22 protein-coding genes are annotated in these 26,376 nt (G+C 67.1%); 9 read left to right on the top strand and 13 right to left on the bottom strand.

The annotated features are described in order from the left end of the window. Positions 1-36: 36 nt before the first annotated feature. Positions 37-1,200, top strand: a complete 1,164-nt coding sequence (locus NA4_RS18280) for a MarP family serine protease (RefSeq protein WP_084497204.1) — start codon at positions 37-39, stop codon at positions 1,198-1,200. 423 nt (positions 1,201-1,623) lie between these two features. On the opposite strand, the gene NA4_RS18275 is transcribed toward NA4_RS18280, so the two are convergent. Continuing rightward, entirely contained in the window at positions 1,624-2,208 is a 585-nt protein-coding gene (locus NA4_RS18275) for an NAD(P)H-binding protein (protein WP_067471086.1), read from the bottom strand. Between the two features lie 267 nt (positions 2,209-2,475). Here NA4_RS18275 and NA4_RS18270 point away from each other — a divergent pair, with 267 nt between their 5' ends. The 3 genes from NA4_RS18270 (at position 2,476) to NA4_RS18260 (ending at position 5,776) form a co-directional block, all read left to right on the top strand. Then, complete coding sequence (locus NA4_RS18270; protein ID WP_067471049.1) at positions 2,476-3,648, top strand: aminoglycoside phosphotransferase family protein; 1,173 nt, start codon at positions 2,476-2,478, stop codon at positions 3,646-3,648. A 242-nt stretch (positions 3,649-3,890) separates the two neighbouring features. Continuing rightward, the gene (locus NA4_RS18265; RefSeq protein ID WP_067471047.1) at positions 3,891-5,144 is read left to right on the top strand and encodes a cytochrome P450 family protein; all 1,254 of its coding nucleotides are present in this window, start codon (positions 3,891-3,893) and stop codon (positions 5,142-5,144) included. A gap of 137 nt (positions 5,145-5,281) precedes the next feature. Then, positions 5,282-5,776 carry a phosphoribosyltransferase gene (locus NA4_RS18260; RefSeq protein WP_067471046.1) on the top strand — a complete coding sequence of 165 codons (495 nt, stop codon included), beginning with the start codon at positions 5,282-5,284 and terminating at the stop codon, positions 5,774-5,776. A 6-nt stretch (positions 5,777-5,782) separates the two neighbouring features. On the opposite strand, the gene NA4_RS18255 is transcribed toward NA4_RS18260, so the two are convergent. The 9 genes from NA4_RS18255 to NA4_RS18215 all read right to left on the bottom strand — a co-directional run bounded on the left by NA4_RS18255 (position 5,783) and on the right by NA4_RS18215 (position 16,963). Beyond that, complete coding sequence (locus NA4_RS18255) at positions 5,783-6,310, bottom strand: MarR family winged helix-turn-helix transcriptional regulator (protein WP_067471043.1); 528 nt, start codon at positions 6,308-6,310, stop codon at positions 5,783-5,785. Positions 6,311-6,492: 182 nt separating this feature from the next. Then, positions 6,493-7,944 (bottom strand): phytoene desaturase family protein, encoded by a 1,452-nt coding sequence (locus tag NA4_RS18250; protein ID WP_067471041.1) that lies wholly within the window; start codon positions 7,942-7,944, stop codon positions 6,493-6,495. Next, positions 7,941-9,701 carry a DUF3556 domain-containing protein gene (locus NA4_RS18245; protein WP_067471039.1) on the bottom strand — a complete coding sequence of 587 codons (1,761 nt, stop codon included), beginning with the start codon at positions 9,699-9,701 and terminating at the stop codon, positions 7,941-7,943. The genes NA4_RS18250 and NA4_RS18245 overlap by 4 nt, the downstream gene beginning before the upstream one ends. Before the next feature lie 34 nt (positions 9,702-9,735). Further along, positions 9,736-11,211, bottom strand: coding sequence for a class I adenylate-forming enzyme family protein (locus NA4_RS18240; protein WP_067471037.1), 1,476 nt, complete (start codon positions 11,209-11,211; stop codon positions 9,736-9,738). 127 nt (positions 11,212-11,338) lie between these two features. Further along, positions 11,339-12,574, bottom strand: coding sequence for a PucR family transcriptional regulator (locus tag NA4_RS18235; RefSeq protein ID WP_067471035.1), 1,236 nt, complete (start codon positions 12,572-12,574; stop codon positions 11,339-11,341). 52 nt (positions 12,575-12,626) lie between these two features. Continuing rightward, complete coding sequence (locus NA4_RS18230; protein ID WP_067471033.1) at positions 12,627-13,226, bottom strand: TetR/AcrR family transcriptional regulator; 600 nt, start codon at positions 13,224-13,226, stop codon at positions 12,627-12,629. Between the two features lie 70 nt (positions 13,227-13,296). After that, entirely contained in the window at positions 13,297-14,430 is a 1,134-nt protein-coding gene (locus NA4_RS18225) for an acyl-CoA dehydrogenase family protein (RefSeq protein WP_067471031.1), read from the bottom strand. Continuing rightward, positions 14,427-15,620 (bottom strand): acyl-CoA dehydrogenase family protein, encoded by a 1,194-nt coding sequence (locus NA4_RS18220; protein ID WP_067471029.1) that lies wholly within the window; start codon positions 15,618-15,620, stop codon positions 14,427-14,429. Before NA4_RS18220 ends, NA4_RS18225 begins: the two co-directional genes overlap by 4 nt. 125 nt (positions 15,621-15,745) lie before the next feature. Continuing rightward, positions 15,746-16,963: an acetyl-CoA C-acetyltransferase gene (locus tag NA4_RS18215; RefSeq protein ID WP_067471027.1), complete on the bottom strand. Its 1,218-nt coding sequence runs from the start codon at positions 16,961-16,963 to the stop codon at positions 15,746-15,748. A gap of 557 nt (positions 16,964-17,520) precedes the next feature. Between NA4_RS18215 and NA4_RS18210 the strand changes: the two genes are divergently transcribed. From NA4_RS18210 to NA4_RS18190, 5 genes are all read left to right on the top strand, one after another. Further along, positions 17,521-18,282 (top strand): bestrophin-like domain, encoded by a 762-nt coding sequence (locus NA4_RS18210; RefSeq protein WP_067471084.1) that lies wholly within the window; start codon positions 17,521-17,523, stop codon positions 18,280-18,282. Between the two features lie 468 nt (positions 18,283-18,750). Beyond that, the gene (locus NA4_RS18205; RefSeq protein WP_067471025.1) at positions 18,751-19,275 is read left to right on the top strand and encodes a hypothetical protein; all 525 of its coding nucleotides are present in this window, start codon (positions 18,751-18,753) and stop codon (positions 19,273-19,275) included. Positions 19,276-19,475: 200 nt separating this feature from the next. Further along, positions 19,476-21,848: a sensor histidine kinase gene (locus NA4_RS18200; RefSeq protein ID WP_084497203.1), complete on the top strand. Its 2,373-nt coding sequence runs from the start codon at positions 19,476-19,478 to the stop codon at positions 21,846-21,848. Between the two features lie 35 nt (positions 21,849-21,883). Further along, positions 21,884-22,300 (top strand): roadblock/LC7 domain-containing protein, encoded by a 417-nt coding sequence (locus tag NA4_RS18195; protein ID WP_067471080.1) that lies wholly within the window; start codon positions 21,884-21,886, stop codon positions 22,298-22,300. Then, complete coding sequence (locus NA4_RS18190; protein ID WP_067471023.1) at positions 22,297-22,671, top strand: DUF742 domain-containing protein; 375 nt, start codon at positions 22,297-22,299, stop codon at positions 22,669-22,671. Before NA4_RS18195 ends, NA4_RS18190 begins: the two co-directional genes overlap by 4 nt. Before the next feature lie 19 nt (positions 22,672-22,690). Here the strand turns inward: NA4_RS18190 and NA4_RS18185 are convergent, their stop codons facing one another. The 3 genes from NA4_RS18185 to NA4_RS18175 all read right to left on the bottom strand — a co-directional run. Next, a complete protein-coding gene (locus NA4_RS18185) occupies positions 22,691-24,646 on the bottom strand; it encodes a GMC family oxidoreductase (protein ID WP_067471021.1) in 1,956 nt (651 codons plus the stop codon). Positions 24,647-24,906: 260 nt separating this feature from the next. Then, on the bottom strand, positions 24,907-25,758 hold the full coding sequence (locus NA4_RS18180) for a DUF6882 domain-containing protein (protein WP_157129109.1): 852 nt from the start codon (positions 25,756-25,758) through the stop codon (positions 24,907-24,909). A 101-nt stretch (positions 25,759-25,859) separates the two neighbouring features. Beyond that, on the bottom strand, positions 25,860-26,376 hold a 517-nt coding region (locus NA4_RS18175; RefSeq protein ID WP_373862802.1), incomplete at its 5' end, for a PP2C family protein-serine/threonine phosphatase.

Below are 26,376 nucleotides of genomic sequence, written 5' to 3'. Positions count from 1 at the left end.
CGTCGGCCGTCGGCGGCGACACCGCAGGCGTTCTCGATGATCAGCGACGGGAGTGTGGCGTTGACCTTGCCGAACTGGCTGGATCTCGCCGTGCTCGTCGCGCTCGTCGGCGCCGCGGCGCTCGGCTGGCGACGCGGCGCGATCGTGGCGCTGCTCGGATTGGCGGGCGCGTTGGCCGGTGCGATTCTCGGTGCGACACTCTCGGCCACGGCGCTGGCGAACCTCGCCCCCGGCGCCGTGCGGCTGTTGCTCGTGCTGATGGTGATCACCGGATTGATCGCGTTCGGCGCGATCGCCGGGCACCGGGCCGGGTGTACCGCGCGCACGGCCGTGTCCACACTCGCCGCCCGACGCGCGGACGCCGTCTGCGGATGCTTGGTCCATGCGCTCGCGGTTCCGCTGGTGGTGTGGTTGTTCGCCGCACCGGTGGAGTCGGCAACCCTGGTGCGTGATTCGACCACCGTGCGGACCGTCGACGAGATCGCGCCATTCTGGTTGGCAGGGCTGTCCGAAGTGCTCACCGCGCCGATCGCGGACGCCGGGCTGGTCCGCCCGCTGGCGCCGCCCGACCCGGCCATCACCGACGGACCCCTGCCCGCCGAGTTGCGGCCCAGCGTGCTTCGCATCCAGGATCTGGCGCCGACCTGCGGAGTTCGCCAATCCGGTTCGGGATTCGTGATCGCGCCGGAGCGGGTGCTGACCAACGCCCACGTCGTCGCGGGGTCCACCAGGGTCTCCGTCGACGCCGCGGACGGGCCGCTCAGCGCGAGCGTCGTGCAGTTCGATCCGACCTTGGACATAGCGGTGCTCGCCGTCCCCGGTCTCACCGCGCCCGCCCTGAGAGCTGCGCCGCGGCCGGCCGGAACGGGTGCCGACGCGATCGCACTCGGCTACCCGAGAGGTGGGTCCTACACCGCGGTCGCGACCCGGGTGCGCAGCCGCGCCGCGCGCCAGGTGCGCGACATCTACCGCACCGGTCTCGGTGAGCGCGAGATCTACACCCTGGACGGCTCGATCCAGCACGGTAATTCCGGCGGACCGCTCGTCGACCTGAACGGCCGCGTGCTGGGCATCGTCTTCGGTGTGGACGAGAACAACGACAGCGTCGGATTCGCCACGAGTCTGCCGGAAGTCCTCGATCGACTCGATCACAGTTGGCTCTCCGACCGGCCGGTCGACACCGGCCCTTGCGCCACATAGCCGCACGCCTACACCGTGCTTGGGCTCGGCCGCACGTGTGCGACACCGGCCCCTGCGCCACATAGCCGCACGCCTACACCGTGCTTGGGCTCGGCCGCACGTGCCCGGGTAGTGCGTGCTCGGTTCCAGCCTCGATGCCCCTGACGCCTACACGTCGCCCGCACTCCATCGCATGCGGCTACGCGCCGCCTCCACGATTACTCGCGGACGCACATTCGCGACTACACCCTGCTGACGATCGGGTTCGTCGCGCGCGACCGGGCGCAGTGTGCTCGGTTCACTTGCCGACGCTCCCCACGACCACACCTCGGCCGCGCGCAGCTCGATCGCGCGCTGTGTCCTCGGTCGGCGCGCCGACGCTCACTCACGACCCGCGTACAGCTCCGTCGGTCGCATCCCTGCGATTCCGCTCGCTGAGCTCACTCACGACGCGTCGGCGACGATCACCACGCCGCTGGACGCATCGAGCAGCGGGATCGTCCGCTCCGCGGCGTCGTCGACGTGCACGCGCGGGTGGGTGGGCAGCTCGGTCTCGTAGTAGGTGCCCGGGCCGTAGAACTGGCCGTACTTCACCACCACGCCGTCGATATCCAGCACCGCTGATTCGTGCTCGCGAATCACCGCGCCTCGCCCCGCGGGCGGCTCCCAGGCGATGCTCTGCGCGAGAAAGCGTTTCGCTCCGGCGGCCCGCGCGGCGGCGATCAAGTTGCGGGTGCCTTCGGTGCGAATGCGCGCATTGGCCTCGGCGCGTTCGGCAAGTAGCGCCGCGTCGTCCGGCAGATCGGTGAGCTGGTGCATCACCATCTCCGATCCGAACGCGACCACGGCCGCGGCCAGCGCCTCCGCGTCGTAGACGTCGCACACCACCGGCGTTGCCCCCGCAGCCCGCACCTGGTCGGCCTTCGCCGCCGACCGGGTCATCCCCGCGACCTCATGCCCCGCCTCGACGAGCAGCGGAAGCAAGCGGACGCCGATCACGCCGGTCGCACCGGCCAGGAAGATGCGCACGGTGTCATTCTGCCGGACTTCGTCGCGGCGTGTTAGCTGCCCCCTCGGTCGACGAGATCGCTCGATCACCGCACTGCCGAGCGCGAGTCCTCCCGGCATCGCTCGCGGTTCCGCCCGCGTCCGAGCGAGCAAGAGCACCGGCGAACGACTCCATTGCCGCTGGCGGTAAAGCCATTTCGAGAGCATGGGTTAGGGTCCTCCGGACCCGCGCGCTGGCGATCCAGCTGCTCGGGCGGTCATGTCGTACACCGGAATCGAGGCAAGTGAATGAACCACAAGCTCTGGTTGCTCGGACGGTCGGTCACAGTCGGCGCGCACATCTTGGGCGAGAAGCTGATCCGGCCGAAAGCACGGGACGTCCACGACGTCCCGGTCTCCGGTGAAACTCTCACACCGCAGTGGCTGACGGCCGTCCTATGCCGCGATGTCCCCGAGGCCGAGGTGCTCTCGTTCGAAACCTCCAACGGCAGCCGCGGAACATCCACTCGCGTCGCGATTCGCGTGGAGTACAACGATGCGGGCAAGCAGGCGAACTTGCCTGCCGATCTCTTCGCCAAGACGACAACTGCCTTCTCGCAACGGATTCTGCTCGGTGGCGGGAAGATGATCGACGGCGAAACCCGCTTCTTCCGGGATTTCCGTCCCCAGGTCGATATCGAGGCTCCGTTCGGCTATTGGGGCGCCGCCGATGCTGGGTCCTGGCGTTCGATCGCTCTGATGGAAGACATCGCCTCGACCCGCGGTGCGCAGTTCATCGAGCCGAACGCCCCGATCGCCCGCGACCAGATCGAAGATCTGGTACGCAATCTCGCCCGGCTGCACCGCACTTTCTGGAACCACCCGTCGATCACGGACCTCAAGACCACGACCGAAGCGCTCCAGGCGTATCTCGCCGCCATCGACATGAAGAAGCGGTGCGAGGTCGGCCTGCGGCGAGCCGAGGAAGTGGTTCCCGAGGCCCTGCACGGCCAGAGCGAACGGCTGTGGGCAGGTGTCGAGCGAGCGATCGAGAAGGCGACCGACGAGCTACCCCAGACCCTGCTGCACGGCGACCCGCACATCGGCCAGACCTACCGAACCGGCACGGGGCGAATGGGATTCGTCGACTGGCAGGTGGTGATGCGGGGCGGCTGGGCGCACGACTTCGCCTACACCGTCAACTCGGGATGCGAGCCAGAGGATCGGCGGGCGTGGGACCGCGAACTGCTGGCGGCCTACCTGGACGAGCTCGGAACCCTCGACGGGCAGGCGCCGTCTTTCGACGACGCCTGGCTGGCCTACCGGCAGCAATCCATGTTCGCCTACGCGGCCTGGGCGTTCACGATCGGCAGGGCTGCCTACCAACCCGAGATGCAGCCGGTGGAGACGTGCTTGACGCTGTTGAAGCGAATCACCACGGCCATCGACGATCACGATTCCCTGGACGCACTCGGCGTCTGACACCGATCGATTCCGCTGCCAAGCACGCTGCCGCGGCCGGACGGGCAGTCCGACCGCGCACAGGCTCGAACAGCATTCTGCAAGGGTAATTTTCATGTGCGCTGAGAATGCTACGTCCAACGCGCTATACCATCGACCGGTTCCAGCGTAGATCCGGTAACTCGCTCCTGTGCAGCGTCTGGGCACGGAGCGAGCCTTCAGCAATCGTGCAGTGCCCTACGAACAGTTGGGAGTTTGCTCCTTTGAGTACGCCGCAGTCGCAGGTTCCGGCCCAATCGTGCCCGGTCGTCCACGGCTCTCCGATCGATTCCGACGACCCCCGGGTGCCCCTGTACTCGCCGGAGTTCGCAGCCGATCCACACCGCGCCTACCGGGAAATGCGCAGGCGCTATGGATCTTTGGCGCCGGTGGAGTTGTCACCCGGCGTACCCGCCACCTTGGTGATCGGCTACAACACCGCGGTGCGGATCCTCAATGACCCCGAGCACTTTCCCGCCGACCCCCGCGCCTGGCAGCAGAACATTCCCGCTGACTGCCCCATTCTCCCCCTCCTGGAGTGGCGGCCCATGGCCAGTCGCAGCACCGGGGCCGACTTCGCCCGCTACCGAGGGGCGATCACCGCGAGCATCGACGAGGTCGACCTGTACGCCCTGCACACCATCGTGGAGGGGCTTGCCATCCCACTGATCAACTCCTTCTGCCGCGACGGATCTGCCGACCTGATCCGCCAGTACGTGTTCCCGCTGGTCTTCGAAGTCGTCAACTATCTACTCGGCTGCCCACCGGAGATCGGCGGACAGGTCGCCGCCGGTACGGCCGCTTTGCTCGAAGGTGTCGACGCCGAGAAGGGCAACCAGATGCTCGGGGAGGCACTGATGAGATTGGTGACACTCAAACGCGCCGAACCGCAACGCGATATCACCTCGGTACTGCTCCAGCATCCCGCCCGGCTCGACGACGTAGAGGCCTCCCACCACGTGTCCCAGGTCTACGGCACCGGGATCGAATTCGAGCTGAACCTGATCGCCAACACCCTGCTGCTGATGCTCACCGACGAGCGCTTCGGCGACAGCATCCTCGGCGGCAACCTGTCCTCCCGCGATGCCATCGACGAAGTCTTGTTCAACGACCCGCCACTGGCCAACCTGCTGATCACCTACCCCCGCCACCCGATCCTGATCGACGACGTCTGGCTGCCCGCACACCAACCCGTCGTGATCAGCATGGCCGCCTGCAACAACGACCCCGCGATCCGCGCCGACGACCTGACCGGCAACCGGTCCCACCTGGCCTGGGGCCTCGGCCCGCACGCCTGCCCCGCGCGACCCGTGGCCTACCTGATCGCCCAAGACGCCATCGACCAACTCCTCGACGCACTCCCGGAGATCAGGCTGAACCTGCCGGACCGGACACCCAACTGGCGACCGGGCCCCTTCCACCGGGCACTGACCGAATTGCCGGTCACGTTCCCACCCACCGCCCCGCTGAACACCTGACAGCCGGATTGTTCCAGTGGCCCGCGGAGCGAATCAGCCACAGCCTTGTCGCTGACTCGTCGTGCCAGCGTTTGACGGCATACCCGCGGCGTCCCCCGCTCTATGCTCACAGCGTCGCGTCCAGGAGAGGAGAGCCGGTGGCAGATCGGGAAGTGCTGACCTGGGAGTCTTTCGGAACGGCGAGCCGGGAACTCGCCACGACCATCGCGGAGGACGGCTTCGAGCCCGACCTGATCCTCTCGATCGCCCGCGGCGGGCTGTTCGTCGCAGGCGCGCTCGGCTACGCGCTGGAGGTGAAGAACCTGCACGTGATGAACGTGGAGTTCTACACCGGCGTCGACCAGCGCCTGGACCTGCCGGTGATGCTGCCGCCGGTCCCGCAGGCCGTGGACCTGGCCGGAGCCACCGTGCTGGTCGCCGACGACGTCGCCGACACCGGAGCCACCCTGAAGCTGGTCCGCGACTTCTGCTCCGGCCAGGTCGCCGAGGTGCGCTGCGCGGTGATCTACCAGAAGCCGTGGTCGGAAGTCGACAGCGAGTACGTCTGGCGGCGCACCGACCGCTGGATCAACTTCCCGTGGTCCACCGAGCCGCCGGTGGTGCGACGCCGAGCGCAAGTGCTCGACGCGTAACCCGCCTCAGTTCCCGGGATGTTCGCACGCGACGGCGTCCAAACGCTCGCCGAGCGCGTTGACCTGATCGCGCAGCGCGACGACGCACTCGATGGGATACCCGACGGCGGCCAACACCGACTGGACCATCTCCCTGGCTCGCCGCCGCAGCGCGTGTCCGGCCTCGGTGGAGCGCAACTCGACCGATCGGCGGTCGTGCGGGCAGCGCGCGCTCTCCACCAGGCCGCGCGCTTGCAGGCGCTGGATGAGCGGCGAGACGGTCCCGTAGTCCAGACGCAGCTGTTCGCCGAGTTCCTTCATCGTCATGCCCGGTCTCTCCCACAACGCGAGCAGGGCGAGGTACTGCGGATAGGTGACCTCCATCGCGTCCAGAAAAGGACGGTAGGCGGCGGTCATCGCCCGCGAGGTCGAGTAGAGAGCGAAGCACAGCTGGTTGGCGAGCGCGAGCAGGTCGTGCTCCGCGTCTCGTGCGGTGACGGGCGCCCCGGCCGGGTCGAGACGCACCGCTGAAGAAGGATGCGCTACATCGGACATCAGGACACCTTACTGGACCGTATTCGCCTGCGGATATGTGTTGTGACCGGAGTGCTCGCACATTCGCGTGCTGTTCGGCGACTCCGACCGCGCCACCACCGATGCTGGAGACCGCGACCACGGCCAGTGGAGAAAGCCGACTCTCCCGGTCTCCCGGTCTGCCGGCACCCGGTGCCGGCGCGTCAATGTGCGGATCGGCAAGCAGCGAGCTTCTCGGTGGGGACGCCGAATTCTCGCAGTGCCGCGATCGCGGCGTTGTATCCGCTCATTCCGTGTGCTCCGGGTCCCGGCGGGACGGCAGCCGAGCAGATGAACATGCGGTCGGCTATATGGTACGGGCGCACGGTGATGCGCGGTCCGCCGCAGATCAATTGGCGAATGTTCTTGTCGCCGGTAAGGATATCTCCGGCCACGTAGTTGGGGTTGTAGGCCTGCATGTCGGTAGGTCCGACCACGGCGGCGGCGACGATGCGGTCCCGGAACCCGGGTGCGAACCGCTCTATCGCGTCGAGCAGTACGTCGGTGGCGTCCTTCGAATATCCTTGTGGCACATGAGCGTACAGGTCGATCGGATGTACGTTTCCTCGTGACCGCGTTCGGTCGGCGAGGTACTGCTGTCCGACGACGATGAAGGGGCGCTCAGGAAGCTGTCCTCGACGGATCGCACGTTCGGCGCGAACCACATCGGCGGCGTTCCCGCAGACGTGCAAGCTTCCCGCCTTGCCGGCCTGCGGGTTGGTCCACGGGATGCCACCCTCCACGGCCAAGCTGACCTTGTAGGCGGCCGGTCCGTACCGGAATCGCCGGTACGCTCGGGAGACCCGCGACGGCAGCCGGTCCCCGGCGATGTCCGCGATCGCGGCCGGGGCGAGGTCGAACATCACCATGTCGGTCGGCGGCAGCTGGCCGAGCGACTCGACCCAGAGGCCGGTCTCGATCTTTCCACCCAGGTCCGTCAAGGCGGCCGCCATGGCGTCGGTGATTGCTCGCGAGCCGCCCACCGCGACCGGCCACCCGTAACGATGTCCGGCCGTGGTGATACCGAGACCGATCGCTGCGGACAGGATCCGGTGCTGTGGTTGCCAGCCGTGCGCCATGTTGCCGGCGAACAGCGCCCTTCCCTGCTCGGTCCGGAACAACCTACCCAGCGCGGTGGCGGGCATCAGCGTCGGCAGCCCGAATCTGGCCAACCGCAGCGGATGTGACGGTCTGCGCACAAGCGGTTGCATGAAATCCGTTGCCAGCAGGTCGTATCCGGCAGACGGGCCGGCGAAGACGCGGCGCCAGGCCGAGCCGTCGCGACCGAGGCCGGCGGCGGTGTCATCGACGGATCGATACAGCACTCCCGCTGTTCCGTCGTCGAGCGGGTGCACGCAGTCGATTTCCGGCCACGCCCATTTCAATCCGTACCGGGCCGCGTCGATTCCGGTCAAGAACGGTGACCCGACAGCCATGGGGTGGGCCATTGCACAGTGGTCGTGCAGCAGGCCGGGGAGGGTGAGCTCGCCGGAGCGGGTGCCGCCGCCGATAGTGGCGGCGCCCTCGAGCACGGTGACGTCGACGCCGTGGCGGGCCAGCGTGACGGCGGCGGCCAGCCCGTTGGGCCCGGAGCCGATCACGATCGCCGTGGTCATCGCACACCCGCCGAAGGCCACATCCGGGTGTCTTCGCGGCGGACAGGGTGAACCGGGAACGAATCGCCCGGCTCCGGCCACGGCTGGCGGGCCAGCATGTCTTTCACCAGCACATAGCCCTCCTCGATGACGCCGCATGCGGCGTCGACGATGCGATATGCCTGGCGTTGCCGGTGGATCGGCTGGGACTCGAGGATGACGACGCGCAGCTCGCCTTCCTCGAACCGGCAGCGACGTTGCAGCGCTGCCAGCAACTGTTCGTTGTGCAGGTGCCCTTCCCCGAAGTTCCAGCCCAGCAGCGGGCCGGCGACGATCTCTCCGTCGCGGACGGTGTAATCGTCTTCGTTCTCGACAGCTCGAGCGATCAGACCGTTGAGCGCCCGGCCGTGGGTGTGCATCGAGCGCCAGCCCATTCCGGTCTGGATCACTATGTCGGCAATCTCCGGGCCGTAGAGCTTGGTCAACTGGATGACCGGCAGCGCGGCGCTCTTGGTCACATGCTGCTCTAGCTTCAGTTCGGCGTCTCCACGGAAACACCAGGCGCTGGTAGCCCAGTTGCCAGCGTAGTAGCGCATCGCTGCCAGGAACGAAACCCATTGCGGGCGAACATGTCCGAGGATGACAACGACTGCGGAGAACGAAATCAGCGCGAGCACCAGCGGTGATCGAAGCTCTTGGACGTGGATGTACCCGTAGTGCCCGAACAGGTAGAACAGGCTGAAGATGAAGAAGATGTTCCATTCCAGCGGCACGCCCATCGGCACGGTGGAGATGATGTGCAGGTGGAAGACCGCCATGAAGATGATCGCTGCCCAGGTCAGTGGGCCACCATGGCCGAGGAAAACCAGGTAGGCGGGAACCAGGTATTCCACGACGGTGCCGCCGTGGGCCAGCAGGGCGGGTATCCGTGACGGGCGCAGATCCCGTGGCGGGTCGCGGTACATCTTGCGCTTGAGCCACGAGATCCGCAGGGCCGGGCTGTTGCTCATCATGACCGCTACCACGTGGCCGAAGTGGTGGTTGAGCTTGGACGTGGCCGCCCCCCACCACAGTGCCAGCATGACCAGCTTGAATCCGATCACCATGTCGGCGAAGGGGACGAAGAACATCAGCAGCATCAGCAGGTAATGCTCTGGGCGGGCGGCCAGAAACACCGTCTTGTCCCGCAACCCGAGCAGGCCGAGAGCGACGACCAGAGCGACGACGACCATGGGGTCGAGCAGGCCTGCGTGACTGCCGTCCACCGGCGGCGCGCCGTGGCCGGTGGCGAGCAACGCGCGAATTCCGGATCCGACGACGACCGCGTACAGGATGACGTCAATGATGCCGCGCTCGTCACCGCGGGTGAACGGCACCTTCCCCGGCCACGGCGGCAGCCGCAGAGTGCCGGGCCGCAGGAAATACAGCAACCCGCCGACCGGCGGCAGGAAGCGCGTGGTGAGCGGCCCGAAACCACATCCGAGGCCGAGGATTTCGAACAGCAGGGTCCAGACGACCAGTTTCTGGTAGACGATCGGCTCGGTCCACCACGAGGTGACATCGGTGAGCGCTCCGAGACCGGGCGTCAGGGAAATCACCGCCCCCGCGCCGAGTACGTACAGGGCGCACTTGACGACATAGAGTACATAGACGGCGTACGGGGTGCCGAATCCGTGCTCGACCCAGTGTTGCGCGACGGTGCGGATCCGTTCACCGCGCGGGCGGGTCTTCCATTCGTCGTAGTCGATGTCCGGAAGGTCCGGTTTTGCAATTCCCATGGCAGGCCTGTCTTTCGAGAGGAAAACTGAAGAGTCAGAGTCGCGCTTCCACCGAGCGGGCGCGCAGAGTCGGCTTGTCGATCTTCCCGACCGGGTTCTTCGGGATCTCGTCGACGGTCACGATCAGTTCGGGAAGTTTGTACTTGGCCAAGGACTTCCGGAGATGCTCGAGCATCTGTTCCGGCTCGACCGCGGTGCCATCGCGATAGCAAACGAAGGCGACGGGCACTTCGCCGTATACGGGGTGGGGTCGCCCGATCACGGCGGCCTCGAACACCTCGGGGTGGGTGTAGATCGCGGACTCGATCTCCTTGGGAGAGATGTTCTCGCCGCCGCGGATGATCATGTCCTTGACGCGGTCGACCAGCGTGAGATAGCCGTCGGTGTCGATGCGGCCGATGTCTCCGGTGTGCAGCCAGCCGTCGACGATCACCTTCGCGGTCTCCTCCGGCCGGCCCAGATATCCCCGCATCACCGTCGGGCCTTTGATCACGACTTCGCCGGCTGATCCGTCGGTGCGGAAGGTGCCGTCACTGTCGACGACGGCGATCTCCTGTCCCGGTAGCGCGATGCCGACGGTGCCGGGTTTCCGAACACCGTCGAGCGGATTGCTCGCGCTCGCACACGTTGCCTCCGAGAGGCCGTAGCCTTCGTAGATCGGGATTCGGTAGCGCTCCTCGAACCGCACGAGCAGCTCGACAGGCATCGGAGCGGCACCGCAGAGGGCGAATCGGACCGAGGAGGTGTCGGGCCGGACGGACAGGGGCAGCGCCGACAGCAGGGCGTAGATGGTCGGCACCGCGGAGAAGTAGGTCGGCCGCGCCGCCTCGAGCTTCTCGAAAAACGTCTGTGGCGAGAACCGGCCCGCGACTGTGGTCCGGCCGCCGGCCAGCAGCGGCGACAGCACGCTGACGACGATGCCGTTGACATGGAACAGCGGCAAGATGAGCAGGCTGTGATCATCAGCGGTCAATCGCATGCTCGCGACCATCGTTTCGGCCATCGCCATGATGTTCGCGTGGGTGAGCTCGACGCCCTTCGGGCTTCCGGTGGACCCGCTGGTGTAGATGATCAACGCCAGTGTGTCGTCGGAGAACTCGGTCGCGTCTACGCCGCCCGCACGGCCTTCGTGCCGATCCAGCTCCGGCACCGACAGCCGCGGCGGCACATCGACATCACCGGACTCGCCGTCGTCGGCACAGACCACTACCCGAGCGTGGGCATCGTTCAACTGGTATCGCACCTCGGCCGGGGTCAGCGACGGGTTGACCGGTGTCGCCGCGGCACCCAGCCGCCAAGCCGCGAACAACGCCACGATCAATTCGAGCCGGTTGGGCAACATCACGGCGATAACGTCGCCGTACCCGATCCCGGCCTTCGACAACCGATCGGCGTACTTCCGCACGAGGTCGAGGAACTCTCCGTTGGTGATCCGCCGCAGGTCGTCGGCAAGACACGGGTCCGCGGGGAAGATCCCGGCGCGTACATCCGGGAGGGCGGCGAAGTGCATGTCAATCTCCTTGCTAACGCAGCAGCTCGCTGCGTGAACGCCACGTTAGGAAGGTGATGTGACCCGGACCATAGTGCGGGCGCATGAAGATATGCGGAGTGATCGTGCGCGCCGCACGACAGTTGTCTCAGCCGTTGCCCGGTTGCAGTACGGTCGCCCCCAACCATCGGCAGGCCAGCAGGGCGACCTCGACGTTCAGTCGCCCCTCCCGCAGCGGATGCCCCAGTGCTGCCTCCGCCTTGCGGACCCGGTACTGGACGGTGTTGCGGTGCAGGACCAGCCGCTCAGCCGTCGCCTGGAAGCTGCCGTTGGTCTCCAGGAAGACGCGAGCCGTCTCGCGGAGCTGCGCGGTGGCATCGTCGTCCTGCGCCAGCGGCCCGAGGATTTCGCCGATCCATGCCCGGGCGGCGGCCAGATCGGAGCACATCAGCGCGATCGGCCCGATATCCGCCGAACACGACACCGCGGCACGCTGCGGCGCGGGGGCAGACATCGCGACCACCTGCGCTTGTGTCGCTTGACGGTGGGTCAGTCGGAAGCCATCGAGCCCGGTGGCAGGCCTGCCTACCGAAACCCATGTCGCCTTCGGCGTGTTCACCACGGCCGGGTCGATGTCCAGTTCCGGTTGCGGAAGCCACGCCCACAGGGTCGATTCGTCGGCCGGGATCAGCAGCGGTTGTCCTTGGCAGCGCAGGTGGTCGGCGATGGCCGTCGCCAGTTGTTTGGCCGCACGCAGTTGATCGGCGCCGGCATCGGACCAGACGACCAGGCCGACATGCGTCCGGTCGAGTCGATACCCCAGCGCGCGTTCGCTGTCACCCCGGTCGACGCGCTGCCCGGACAGGAGCGAGCGCACCCGGGCTGTGCGGACCGCCATCTGGTTCTGCAGCCACCGGTCCCGCTCGTCCTGGTAGGCAGTCACGACTTGCTGCGTGACCCGATCGGTGTAGGCGAACGAGCGGTCGGTCATTTCGGCCACCGCCGCCGCGACCAGTTCGCGGTCGTTCGTCGCGGTGGTGATCTCAGCGAGCATATGGTCGATGAACAGCCGCTGGCCGATGCGGTACGCCCGTAGCAGCGCGGTGACCGAGGTGCCGCGCTGGGCCATGCGGCGGGCGTACTCCAGCGCCTCGGCCGGGGCATCGAGCTCCTCGATGTCCAGACCCAGCTCATAGACGTGCAATGCGATCACCACGTTGCCGGTGACGCTGGCGCGCAGCAGAGATTCCACCCGGCCGTCGCCACGCAGTTCCGGCTCGATCGCGAGCATCTGCTCCGTCAAACGCTCGGACAAGGCCAGGGCATGCTGATTCAATCCGCCCGCGATCTTCGCGAGCAGTTCGGCGCCGTTGCTGTGCCGCATGTCCGGATCACCTTGTGATGCCGCCCGACCCGCACGAGCGGGCTCGGCATTCCTACTTTCCGCCACCGACTATTCGGAGTGCAAGCTCCACGTAATAGTCACCGATGTCTTCCGGTGACCAGGAACCGTCCTCACGGTACCAGCGCGTGATATCGATCCCCAGCGAGAGCAGGGCGGTGGCGGTCATGTGAGTATTCGAGTTCTCGAACGCCCCGGTGGCGATACCTTTCTCGATCAAGCTCCTGACCTCGCTTTCGATCGCCCGCCGGATTTTCCTGATCTCTTGCTGGTGTTCGTCGCTCATGGCTGTGAGCTCGTAGTTGATGATCCGCGCCACGGTGTGGGCACGTGCGTGATGGATGGCGAACTCCCGCATGAACGCCATGAGTTGGTCGGCGGGATCTTGTGCCGAGGCGATGGCAGTGCGGACACGCGCCAATGTGTCCAGATGACCGGTACGCGAGATCGCGCAGAGCAACTCTTCCTTGGAGCGGTGGTGTACATAGATGGCTCCGGTGCTCACTCCGGCGATCGCTGTGATGTCGCGGGTTGTCGAGCCGTGGAAGCCCCGTTCCGCGAAGGCGGCCACGGCTGCGTCGAGCAGCCGTGCTCGGGTTTCCTCCGCGCGCGAGCGGTCCGCTGTATCGGTCACCTGGACCGGATGGCTCGACCAGCGAGCGCTGGTCCGCCGGTGTCGGCACCACTGAACAGCACGTTCAGGGTTACCACGTGGTCTCCTCCCGGGAGGTGCGATCGCTGTCCAGCGGCAGCCCGACGAGGTCTGCCAGAACCGCCCGATGGTGGCCGGGACTTCCCAGTCCGATCTGGTCTGCCTTGGCGCGTTTGAGGTACAGATGTGCCGGGTGCTCCCACGTCATGCCGATCCCGCCGTGCAGTTGGATGGCCTCCTCAGCGGCACGCACCGCGATGTCACTGCAGTACGAAGCGGCGACGGCGGTGGCGATCGCGCTGTCGGAGTCGGCCGCGGCGTGCGTTCCCGCCGCATATCGTGCGGCAGCCGAGGCCGACTCGACCTCGACGTAGAGGTCGGCGAGGCGGTGTTTGAGCGCCTGGAATCCGCCGACCACCCGGCCGAACTGGCGGCGCAGCTGCAGATATTCGACGGTTGACTCCAGGCACCGGACCGCGAGCCCCGCTTGCTCGGACGCCAGCAGCGCGGCGCCCAGCGTCAAGCCCGATTGCAGTGCTGCCGAACCCGATTCGGCTGGGACAACGATCCGGCCTGGCACGGAGTCGACCCGGACGTCGGCCAGGGGGCGGGTCATGTCCAGGGAGACCACCGGCTCGATCGCGACCGCGGCGGCCGCCAGCGCGTGGACTTCCGTACCGTTCGCGGTCTGCACGGCGGCCAGCAGCACATCGGCGTCGAGCGCGCCGACGACGCTGGTGACGCGGCCCGACACCCGGCCGGCAGCATCAGCGGTCAGTGTCGGGACCTCATGCACCGACACGGTGGAGAACGGCGTCAGAAGCGCTGCGGTGCATTCACCGCCGCCGAGCTGGCCGACCAGGGCGGAGTCCCCGGCGAGCAAGACGGTCGCCGCGATCACGCTATTGGTCAGAAACGGTACCGGCGCGACGAAGCGTCCGAGCTCCTCGAGGACGACGGCGGCATCACGAGCCGTGCCGCCGGCTCCGCCGCGGTTCTCGGGGATGAGGAGCCCAGCCAGCCCGAGGTCGTCGGCGATCGATTTCCACAGTGTGCGGGTCAGTGTCCGATCGCCCTCGTAGGCCCGCGCCACCGCGGCCGGATCACATCGCGCGGTGAGCAGGTCACGCACCGCGCTCCGCAAGGAGGTCTCGACATCGGTGTCGAGCAGCAGGATGTCGCTCATCGGCTCAGGTCCTTCCAGGCGATGTCCTTGTCCGCCCGAGCTTCGCCCGGCAGGCCGAGGACGCGTTCGGCGATGATGTTGCGCAGGATCTCCGAGGTGCCGCCCTCGATCGAATTGCCTTTGGCCCGCAGAAAGCGGTAGCCGGCGCCACGCCCGGCGAAATCGACCCGGTCCGGGCGCACCATGGTCCAGTCGTCGTATCGCAGGCCATCTTCACCGCGCAGTTCGACTTCCAGTCCGGACACCTGCTGGTTGACTCGCGCGAACGACAGTTTGACCGCGGATGTTTCGGGTCCTGGCTGACCGCCCGCAATCTGCTGGCGCAGCCGGGTTGCCGCCAGGCGCGAGACCTCGGCTTCCACCCACAAACGCAACAACCGATGGTGCAGTTCGGGGGTGCGCTTTTCCGGGGATTCTCGCCAGAGACGAGCGGCGACACCGACAACTCCGCTCTCGCGGGGTACTGCGCGCCCCCCGATCGAGACGCGCTCGTTGTTCAGTGTGGTAGTCGCAACTCGCCAGCCCTCCCCTTCCTTGCCCAGACGGTGCGCGTCCGGTATCCGCACGTCGGTGAGGAAGACTTCGTTGAATTCGGCCTCACCGGTGATCTGCCGCAGCGGCCGGACCTCGACACCGGGGGCGGCCATATCGCAGATGAAGTAGGTCAGGCCCGCGTGCTTCGGCCGGCTGGGATCGGTGCGCGTTACCAGGATCGCCAGCTGCGCCTTGTGCGCGGCCGAGGTCCACACCTTCTGCCCGTTGACGATCCAGTCGTCGCCGTCGCGTACTGCCCGAGTGGCGACCGCGGCCAGGTCCGAGCCGGCACCCGGTTCACTGAACAGCTGGCACCAGATCTCCTCCCCGCTCCACAGCGGACGCAGGAAGCGCTGCCGTTGTTCCGCTGTGCCGTAAGCGAGGATCGTCGGCGCGGCCATGCCCAGACCGATACTGTTGATCTCCGCCTTGTTACCCGGAGATCCGGCCTGCTCGAACAAGGCGTCGACGAACGGCTGCAGTTCCCGGTCGACCGCCAGCCCACCGAGACCCATCGGAAAGTGGACCCAGGCCAGACCAGCGTCGAACCTGGCTCGATGAAAAGTCACGGCATCGGTAGTGGCCGGATCATTCTCCGCGAGTACGGCTTCCACCCGGCGGCGCAGATCATCGCGAACCGCGTCGGGAGTCGTCATTTGTCATCCTCCTGATCGGTGATCACGGCACCAACACCGCGACCGTCTCGGCCATACACGCGGGTTTGTCCGAGCCCTGGAGCCGCCAGGTCACCCGGCTCACCGCCAGCAACGCGTTGTTGCGGTTACGACAGGCGCTCGAGCACCATTGCCATCCCCTGACCACCACCGACACACATGGTTTCCAAACCGATCTGCTTGTCGTGGAACTGCAGCGAGTTGATCAATGTGCTGGTGATTCGGGCGCCGGTCATGCCGAACGGGTGTCCGACCGCGATCGAGCCGCCGTTGACGTTGAGCTTGTCGAAGTCGACCCGCAGCTCCCGCGCCGAGGGGATGACCTGCGCGGCGAAGGCTTCATTGATTTCGACCAGGTCGATGTCGTCGATGCTCATCCCCGCACGGGCCAGCGCCTGCTTCGACGCCTCGACCGGTCCCAGGCCCATGATCTCGGGGGACAGCGCGCTGACTCCGGTCGAAACGATCCGGGCCAGCGGCGTCAAGCCCAGCTCGGCGGCCTTGGTGTCGGACATGATCACGACCGCGGCGGCGCCGTCGTTGAGCGGGCAGCAGTTGGCGGCCGTCACTGTCCCGTCGGGCCGGAAGACCGGCTTCAGTTCGGCGACCTTGTCCAGGGTGACTCCGGGCCGCGGGCCATCGTCCTTCGAGACGATGGTGCCGTCCGGCAGGGTGATCGGAGTGATGTCACGCTCCCAGAACCCGTTGGCGAGGGCGGCCTCGGCGAGGTTCTGGCTGCGCACGCCGAACGCGTCCTGTTCGGCACGGGTCACACCGCACAGCTGCGCCACGTTCTCGGCGGTCTGCCCCATCGCGATGTAGATGTCGGGCAGCAGATCATCCGTGCGCGGGTCGGTCCAGATCTCGCCTCCCGCGGCGAATTTCGCGGTCCGGCCTACCGCGTCCGCGAACACCGGGTTCTCCGTGCCGGGCAGGCCGTCGGCGCTTCCCTTGACGTAGCGGCTCACGGTTTCGACACCGGCGGAGATGAAGACATCGCCCTCTCCGGCGCGGATCGCATGCAGCGCCATCCGGGTCGTCTGCAGACTCGACGAGCAGTACCGGTTGACCGTGGTGCCGGGCACACGGTCCAGGCCCGCCAGAATCGCCACAACACGCCCGAGATTGAAGCCGGACTCGCCGGCGGGCTGGCCGCAACCGAGCATCAGATCATCGATGTCGTTCGCACCGAGGGCGGGCACCTTCGCCAGCGCGGCCTGCACGATCTGTGCGGCCAGGTCGTCCGGCCGCAGGTCCTTCAACGACCCTTTGCCGGCACGACCGATCGGCGAACGGGCGACGGAGACGATGACGGCTTCGGGCATGACTGCGGACCTTTCACGGGCTTACTAAGCGCTTGTTAACTTTGTGCCACGATTGCGGAAGGACTCCCAACGGTCAATACCCAGGCGCCATATCCGGACTGTGGGACAACACACATTGACACCGACGGCATCACTCGTTAGAGCCCACGCTCCCGGGCCGAAGACCAGCGTCCAGAGCTAGCCGAGCGTGGCCGACCGCACACGCCTCGCAATTCATCCCAGGATGTTATGCGGCACGGTCCGATCGTGCGCGTGTCGTTACCATCCGGATTTTCTAATGGAACTGATCTCTGAAATTCCGCAACTCGCAATCGGATTCGCGGTTTATTATCAGATTCGTCTCAAACTCGCTGCCGTGTACGGCAATTCGCCCGGTTCGCCCAGGCCGATGTCGCGTACCGGTTTTCTGTGCACTACTCGTCAGATCCGACCGAACGCAGTTCTCGACAGCACCATCGTAGATCCTCTCGGTAGCCACCTCGGGGGTGCTGCAGGCCGCGCGCTACTTCGCCGACGCCGCGGTCGCGAGATCCATCCAGAGAGAACGGAGTCGCTGCATGGCCATCGAGTTTCTCATCCCTGCGCTCACCGCGCTGGTCGCGGTATCCGTCCTCGTGGCCGGGGATCGTCTGCATCCGAAGACGTGGCGGCAGACCGACGACGACACCGTCGGCGCGTTGGTGCTCAACTTGATCAATACGATCTTCATGGCAGTGGTCGCGTTCATCGTGGTGATCGCCTGGCAGCAGTACGACAATGCACGCAATCACACCATTGCCGAAGCAAAGGCACTCATCGATACATATTGGGCGGCGCACGGAATGCCGGATCCCGACCACACGCGAATCCAAGGCCTGGTACGCGATTACACCGCACAGGTCATCACCGAGGAATGGTCCGTCATGGCCGACCAAGGTCGGCTCAGTCAATCCACCCAGGACACCCTCGATACACTGCGCGATTCGGTGGCGTCGGTGAACGCGGCGGACCCCGAGGCGGACAGCCTGCGCGCGAGTGCGCTGACCAGCCTGGAGGCGGTGGCCCAAGCTCGCGCCGACCGTGCGCTGGACGCCGGTTACCGCGTTCCCGGATTCCTCTTCCTGGCTATGTGGGTCAGCACGGTCCTGCTGCTGCTCAGCGTGGTCCTTTCCGGCGTCCAAGTCACCAAACGCAGTGTCGTGACGACCGCGCTGCTCGGCGCCGTCGTCGGTGTCGTGATCCGGGCGATCTACAACCTCGACCAGCCGTTCTCGGGCGGGAACCTGGTCCCGAAAGACGCCTTCGAGCTTGCTCTGTTCCGCTATCAGCACACGTCTTGATCTTTACGCGAAGTTTCGACAACGACGAGGCGACTGCATATGCGACACAATCGAGGCGCAACTCGAACACGGGGACTCGCAAAGGGATTCGCCGCGGCGATGCTCCCACTGACCATTGCCGCACTCGCGGCCCGGCCGATAGAAGCATACGCAGAGGCGCCACCATGGCAACCCGTCGGCGACCTCGCAACCGGAAGCGCGGGGCCGGGGGTCGGCTCCGACCCGGCGGGCAGTCCTTCGGTCCCCGGCGCCTCGCCATCAGGCAGCGCCTTCGGTTCCGATACCGAGGGCGCGTCTTACGGCGAGCCTTTGGGTCTCGGCCCAGTTCGTATGCCTTCTGGCAGCGCCGGGGTCGCTCGCCCCGGCCATCTCTCCACCAGCAGTGCTGACCCTGATAGTGCCGGCCTCCTCGGCACCGCCGATGCGGGACTCGACGGCACAGCGGATGCCGCACCTGACCTGCACGGCATGACAGGTAGTCCAGCCGAGGCACTACAACTTGATACCGGCAGCGTCCAGCTGGCGTGTACCGGCAGCGCCCTGGCCGGAAGCGCATTGCTTCTGCTCGGATCGGCCACCGGCAGCGGCTTCGGCTCCTCCGGGTCGAGCCTCGTCGGCACGGGGTCGAACGGATCAGGGCTCGGCAGCGCCGCCGTCGGTAGCGCGGCCACCGGCAGCGCGGTGCTGACCTGCCTTCTCCTGCTTCCCACCGCGCCGCCGCCGGTGCCGATGAGCCCACTCCAACTCGGCCCGCCCGCACCGGAATTCGTTCCGGTTCCAGCCAGCGTCCACGCGCAGACACCCCCGTTGCAGGCGGAGCTCCCCCGCGCCGAGTCGCCCCCGAACCGCCAACGGCCGAGGGACCCGCAAACCGCAGAACCGACCACAGACCCTCTCACCTGGAACCTCGTAAAGCTGATGACGGTATTGGTGGTCACCGTCTTCACCATCGTCCGCGTCCGTACGTCGCCCAGCCCGAGGCGAACCCCCTGACCACAGTGTCAGTCGATCCTGTTCCGACCTGCCACGAGCGGCAATATGGCGGGTTGACGAGCTCGACCGGGGCGATGTTATTTGTCTCAATGTGCACGATCCGCGGTTGTGGCGCGATAGTTTCGCTACCCTCTGGCGCGGGTATTGGGTGAGGTGCCGTCCGGGCCGGACGGAACCGCGTCGGAGGTAGGGCATTACGCGTGAGCAAGTGGGCCGAGCTGCGCAAATTCGCTGTGGGACTGGCGAGGTCGAGTCAGCGAAATGTCCGTGGCCGAGTCGGTGTACGCGTGCGGCTATTGGCGATCGTGCTGATCTCCAGCGTTACGCTCCTCGCGATCGGCGTCGGCGCGGCAGGCTATCTGGTGAATTCCAGCCGGGCGTCGAAGGAATGGGCGGAGCTGGCCGGCAGCACCACGGGGCCGGCCATTCTCATGGTGCAAGCGTTCCAAGAAGAGCGGCGGTTGTCGCTGCTGTATTTGGCCGGCGATGCCGAACTCGCGCAAGGGCTTGCCGCGGCGCGTCAACGCTCGGACGCGGCGCTGGCGGCGGTGATGGCCAAGGGTGATGCCGCCCGCAAACTCAATCCCGGCGGTTCCGCGAGCGATATCGAGGGTTACAACAAGCTGTTCGCCATGGTTCCGACGCTGCGCGGCGGCGTCGACGCGCAGCAGGTCCCGCCGAATCAAGTGTTCGAATTCTTCAGCCAGGTCATCGGAACGATCATTGCCGCGTCGATGCTGGCCGCCCGGGTAGCGCCGGAAGCCGACCTCGCCGTCGAACTGGGCTATGGCGTCGATCCGCTGCGAGCGGCCGAGTCGCTGTCGATGGCGGACACGTCGGGCGCGGTAGCGCTGACCCTCGGCGAACACACTCCCGCGCAGCTCACCGAGTTCAACCGTCTGGTGGGCGAATTCCGCAGCGAGGTGGCGTATTCGGGGCGGGTGCTGAAGGGCACCCGGCTCGCTCAGCTCAACGCGATCACCGCCGGACCGGCTTACCAGACGGTGATCGCGATGCAGGACGCGGTCATGCTGCGCGGCCCGGTGCTGCCGAACGACGCCACCTCCAACGAGTCGACTCGTCTGAATGAGAGTGCCGGGCGGTCCCAGGACTCACGCTCCACCGCCACGCTACCGATGAGCGTCGCGGCTTGGCAGGAGGCATCCGGCCAGGTGGTGTCGGCCCTGCTGAAGCTCTGGGAGGACCAGAGCCGCGACGCGCACGACATCGCATGGGACCACGGCGACCGGACCGCGCAACAGTCCCTGCTCGGCGGCGCCGCGGTGCTGTTGATCGCGACCCTCGCCTTCCTGGCGGCATTGATCCTGGCCAACCGCTTCATCGGTCGCATGCGGCAATTGCGCCGCGACACGCTGGAATTGGCGGACCATCAGCTGCCCGATCTGATGCGCAGGCTCGGTCAGGGCGAGAACGTCGATTCGACGGCCGAGACGTCGCATCTGGATTTCGGTACCGACGAACTCGGCCAGGTGGCCGACGCTTTCAACAGGGCCCATGTCGCCGCCGTGTCCGCGGCAATCGCGGAGGCGAAGACCCGCGCGGGTGTCAACGCGGTGTTCCTCAACATCGCCCATCGCAGCCAGGTCGTGGTGCATCGGCAGCTCACACTGCTCGACCAGGCCGAACGCAAGGAGGAGAACGCCGACCAGCTCGAGCTGCTGTTCCAGCTGGACCACCTGGCCACCCGGGCCAGACGCAATGCGGAGAACATCATCATTCTCGGCGGCGAGCAACCGGGCCGCCGTTGGCGCAAGCCGGTTCCGCTGCTGGAGCTGGTCCGCGGTGCGGTCGCGGAAAGCCTCGATTACGCCCGGATCCAGACCGGCCGAATGCCGGAGGCGCAGGTGTCGAGCAAGGCTGTAGCCGACCTGATCCACCTGATGGCCGAGCTGATGGACAACGCGACCGCCTTCTCACCCCCGCAGGCACGGGTCGAGGTGTCCGGCGTCGTGGTCGGGCGCGGCGTCGCGATCGAGATCATCGATCAGGGCTTGGGCATGTCGGATGCCGACTTCGCCGCACGCAACGAATTGCTGTCGGATTCGCCGGACTTCAGCGTGGTGTCGCTGTCCAGCGACGCCCGGCTGGGGTTGTTCGTGGTCGCGAAACTGGCCAACCGGCATGGTGTTTCGGTGCGGTTGGGCGAATCGGTCTACGGCGGTGTCCGGGCGGTGGTGCTGATCCCCACCGCACTCCTGCAGCCGCAGAGCCATGAGGCCACGGGCACCACCGCGCAGGACGACGCGACACCGCAACCGGCAGCGCGGCTATCGGCATGGTTCACACCGCACTCCGAACAGGGCTCGTCCTCCCCGGCACCGAGCACGAGCGTGCACGACGAGGGCAGCGAATCGGACTCTGCTGCCGCGGCGACCGCGGATCCCAGGCCGGCACTACCGCGACGCCGCCGCCAGTCCGAATCCCCGACCGAGACGGCGACGCCCGCCATCGCTCCGGTACGGCAGCGGACCGCCGACGAGGCACGCAATCTGATGAGTGCCATCGAGAACGGCACCCGCCAGGGACGCCGGACACCGCCCGACGCCGACTAGACCGCGATGATGAAACTCACCATGAGAAGGCGATGATGACTACTTCCCCGACAACCGGCCTCGGCTGGCTGCTCGACGAGCTGGTCGAAGGACTACCCGGCGCCCGGTCGGCCGTGCTGCTGTCCTCGGACGGGCTGCTGCTCGGCTATTCGAATCAGCTGGACCGGACCGATGCCGAGCGGTTCTGCGCGATGGCGTCGGCCCTGCACAGTCTGTCGCGCAGCGTGGGCCACCATTTCGATGCCGGCGGGGTCAGCCAGACCGTGGTGGAACTCGACCGCGCGGTACTGTTCGTCACCGCGGCGGGTGCCAACGCCTGCTTGGCGCTGCTGGCGTCCGAGGATGCCGACATGGGCATGGTGGCCTACCAGATGAATCAGACGGTGCAGCGGGTCGGCACACATCTGTCGGTCGACATGCGCCCGCAGCCGCCCGCTTCGCAACAGCCATGAGTTATCCGCGCGAACCCTGGTACGAGGAGGACGCCGGCCCGCTGGTCCGGCTCTACGCCATCACCCGCGGCCGGGGTCGTGCCGTGCGACCGGAACTGAACGTGGCCAGCCTGGTGGTCGACGCCGGGCACGGTACCGTGCTGCGACGCACCGAACCGGAATACGCCGCCATCGTCCAGTTGTGCCGCACCCCGCAGTCGGTGGCCGAGGTGGCGGCGCAACTCGGCCTTCCTTTGACCATGACGAAGGTTCTCGTCAGCGACCTGATCGATGACGGCCTGCTGGTCTCCCGGGCGGAACCGCCCGCCGGCGAGGCCAACGCCGACCTCGGCCTGCTCCAGGCCGTGCTGAACGGCATCCGGGCGATCTGAACCCTGTGCTGCGACCACATCAAACAAGCTGCGCGGCAAGGCGCTTCGCGTTCATGTAGGCGATCGCCTCGATCGACACCATGGGGTTGACACCCGACGCGGTCGGGAAGGACGAGGCGTCGGCGACGACGATATTCGGCACCTCCCAGGTGGCGCCGTCGGGGTTGGCGGCCGACATGTCCGGTGAGCCGCCCATCCGCGCCGAGCCCATGATGTGCAGGGCGCCCATCGAGCATTGTCCCGGTCCATACCCGGCGGCCTGGCAGGCGGCGGCGAAATCGGCGTGCGACCCGCGCTTACCTGGTTCGTAGGAGATGCCCGCCTGATGCCCGGAGAAGATACGACGTGCGCCGGCCGCCTCCAGAATGCTTGCGGCCCCGACTACCCCGGTATGCATGTGGGCGGCGTCATAGTCCGACAGCCGGTAATCGACGAACGGCTCACCGCTGCGGTCGATGGAGACAGTACCCGGATCGCGGTCGCGGGTGATGATGCCGATGGCGTTGGTACGCGCGAAGTCGAGCATGACGGCACGGTGGTCTGTCGCGCCGCGCCAGCTCATGAATCCGGTGGCGAGACCGGGGTGCACCGGCCCGGTCTCGTAGATGACGCCGTAACCGTTGCCGTCCAGATTGCTGTGGTGGCGGCAGATGCGGGTCTGCATGCCGCCCTCCCAGGGACGGATCTCCTCGTCGAACACCCCGAACACGGCGGCGGCCGGATGCAGGCGCAGATGGCGGCCGATGTTCTTGTTACGCAGACCGGAACGCCGCAGCAGGGCGGGCGTCTGGATCGCCCCGGCCGCGACCACCACCGCGCGAGCGTGCACGTCGATCTCCACGCCGTCCGAAGTGCGTGCCGAAACACCCTGTGCCCGACCGTTCTGCACGATGATCCGCCGCACGTCGGCGTCCACCACCAGCCGCGCACCCTGGTCGGCCGCATCCGCGAGCCAGGTCTTGGTCACCGACTGCTTGGCGCCCAACCGGCACCCGTAACCGCATCGGCCGCACTCCACACCGGCATCGCAGGCGTCGGAGACATTGCGCGGCAGCGTATCGACGTCCCAACCCAGCGCGAGGGCACCGCGCTCCAGGACGCCGTCGCGCGCCGACAGCGCAGAGCGCCGGTCGGTCACGCCGAGCCGCCGCCGCACCGCGTCGAGCGCGTCGCCGAATTCGGCCTCGGCGAATTGCGGGGCGCCCAGCGCGGCCCACTCCGCCCGGACGTCGTCGGGCGTGGGCAAGGAGGTACTCCAGTTGACCACGGTTCCACCGCCCAGGCACGTGCCTGCGACGAGGGTGATCTGACCTTCCGCGGACGCGGACGGGCCCGGCGCGTACAGGTGCTGCAGGGCGCCGAGTTCGCCGGTGCCGAAATCCCGGTCGTCGTAATAGTTTCCGCGTTCCAGCACCACGACGTCGAGACCGGCTTCGGCCAGCACCGCGGCAGCGGCACCCCCGCCTGCGCCCGACCCGACGACCACCACATCGCAGGACAGCTCCGTGTTCGCACCGCATCGCAGCGGAGTCAAGGAAGGCTCGGGCGCCGTCGGCAGCGGGCCCGCCGGGGCGGGATAGCCGATCTCTTTCCACAGCGGGTTGGTCCCCGATGGGCCGGGAGTGACGTTGTAGGACAGCAGCGAAGCTTGTTTGAGCGCCTGGAAGATCACGCGCACCGACGCGAAGCGCGAATCGGCGAGCCGTAGCAGCGCACGCTCCCGCTGCTGCTGCGACAAACTCGAGAACCGTCGGGGGCCGCTGCCGGTGAGCATGCCGGTCAGCGGCGAGTCCCACAGGTTCAGCAGCAGGGCCAACTGCTTCTTCTCGGCCTGCCGCGGATTGCGGCCGAGCAGTTCGAAGACCGTATCGACCGCGCCGAGCGCACTCGCGCCGGGCAGTGCCAGCCCGTCGCCGGGGTTGAAGGTGTCGCAGATGATGCTCAGCGCGGCGCGCTGCTTGGCCGTTGGTTCCATGTCGAACAGTCCCCTTTGTATCCGCTGGTAGCGTTGTATCACATCATCCGAATGAGCGCTTACAAATCATGTATTTACCGGCTTCGAACTGCTCAATTTGTATAGAATAGGCAGCCACATAGTGGCGTATGGAGCGTCCGCGGGCCGCAGCTCCCCGGCCGGTGCGCGGGTCCCACCGGCAACTCCGCCCCAGGAAAGTCGTCGGCTCGTCGGTGGAAGCTTGCGTGCGCCGGTCACACGTCCTTGCCGGGCTCGGCCGGTCAGCGGCGGGGTGGGTCGAGACCGAGGTCCGTGACCCGCGCTCCCGGCGTATGTCCGGGATGACCAGCCGCACGCCGACCACGCGACACCGATGCTCGGCACGATTGCACCGACAGCGGTTTCGGCTCGGACGGCGGCTCGCTCCGATCCAGGTCCACGCGAATGTCGAGACCGGCGACATATCCGCCGTCGTCGAACTCGATGTCGCCCGCGACGCCGTCGCCACTGAATTCGAGCCACCGGTAGTCATCGGCAAATCCGGTGCGCAGGCCCCGCCGGGTCAGGTAGCTGTGCACGGCGCGGCGGTGGTCGCTCAGCGGCAGCGCACCGACGCCGAAGGCCAACACCCGCGCGAGGCTGGACGCGGTGGGCGGCGGCAGCAGGAACGCCGGATGTTCGACGAGAAACGCCACGCACGTCCCGTCGGTGACACCGCAGTAGGAACTCCAGCGCCCCCAGACGATCTTCGCGGCGTCGGCGAGCAACCCGGCGACCTGGTGCGGCTCCGGAGCCGCACCCGCCAGGGTGATGGGCAGCTCCGCCGAGCACAATTCGGCGATGCGGTACCGAACGCCGAAGGCGCGCACCGTCTCCGCGGCCTTGAGCAGCGACGGGGGATAACCCCACGGATTGGCCCATCCCCACAACCACGACTCGGCGTCGGCCGTGCCGATCAGATGGACCTTGGTGCACACGAATGTGCCCGCTTCGCCGACGAATTCGAGCCGCCGTCCGTCCAGATCCGCGTGCCACTCGTGCTCGCCCAGCACTTCTTCGAGATGAAGGCGATGCTCGAGGGACAGCAATCCCGCGTCATCGAGCAGGCGCGTCAGTGGCACAGGTTCGGACACCTGGGTCAGCGTACTGAAATGCCACCGCTGCGCTGCTGATCGGATCGCCTGGGCGGACGTGGTCTCGGTCACCATGCGGGCGAGTCCGGCATGGCCGTACTTCAGCTGTTGGCGTCCACCGCGCCGGACTCCTCCTCCGCGCTGGACGGTACGTCGACGACAAGCGCGGTGGTGTTGTCGGTTCCTCCGGCACGCAGGGCGGTGTCGACCAGCGTGCTCGCGACGGTTTCGATCGTGCCGCCTGCCGCGAGCAGGGCTTTGATCGTGGCGATGCCGAGTTGCTTGTGCACTCCGTCGGTGCTCAGCAGCAGCCTGCCCGTGCTCGTTCCGGTCACGGCGTAACCGATCTCGTCCGGTCGCACGGTGCGCACGGAGGTGGTGACGAGATGACCCATCCGTGGCGAAGGAACGACCCCGCGGGCGCGGCACAACTCCTCGACAGTGTGGTCGGTGGTGATCTGGTGCAGCACCCGCCCGTTCCACCGGTAGGCGCGACAGTCACCGACCCAGGCCACCTCGCAGGGTCCCTCCGGCCTGTTCGTAGCGGGAAGCACCGCGACGACCAGCACACTGTCCGCCGATGGCTCCGGCACCGCCTCTCGCAATTCACATTGCGCC

The sequence above is a fragment of the Nocardia amamiensis NBRC 102102 genome, assembly GCF_001612745.1.
Lineage (GTDB): Bacteria > Actinomycetota > Actinomycetes > Mycobacteriales > Mycobacteriaceae > Nocardia > Nocardia amamiensis.
Note: the sequence above shows the minus strand (reverse complement) of the source record. Positions and strands in the feature narration are given on the sequence as shown.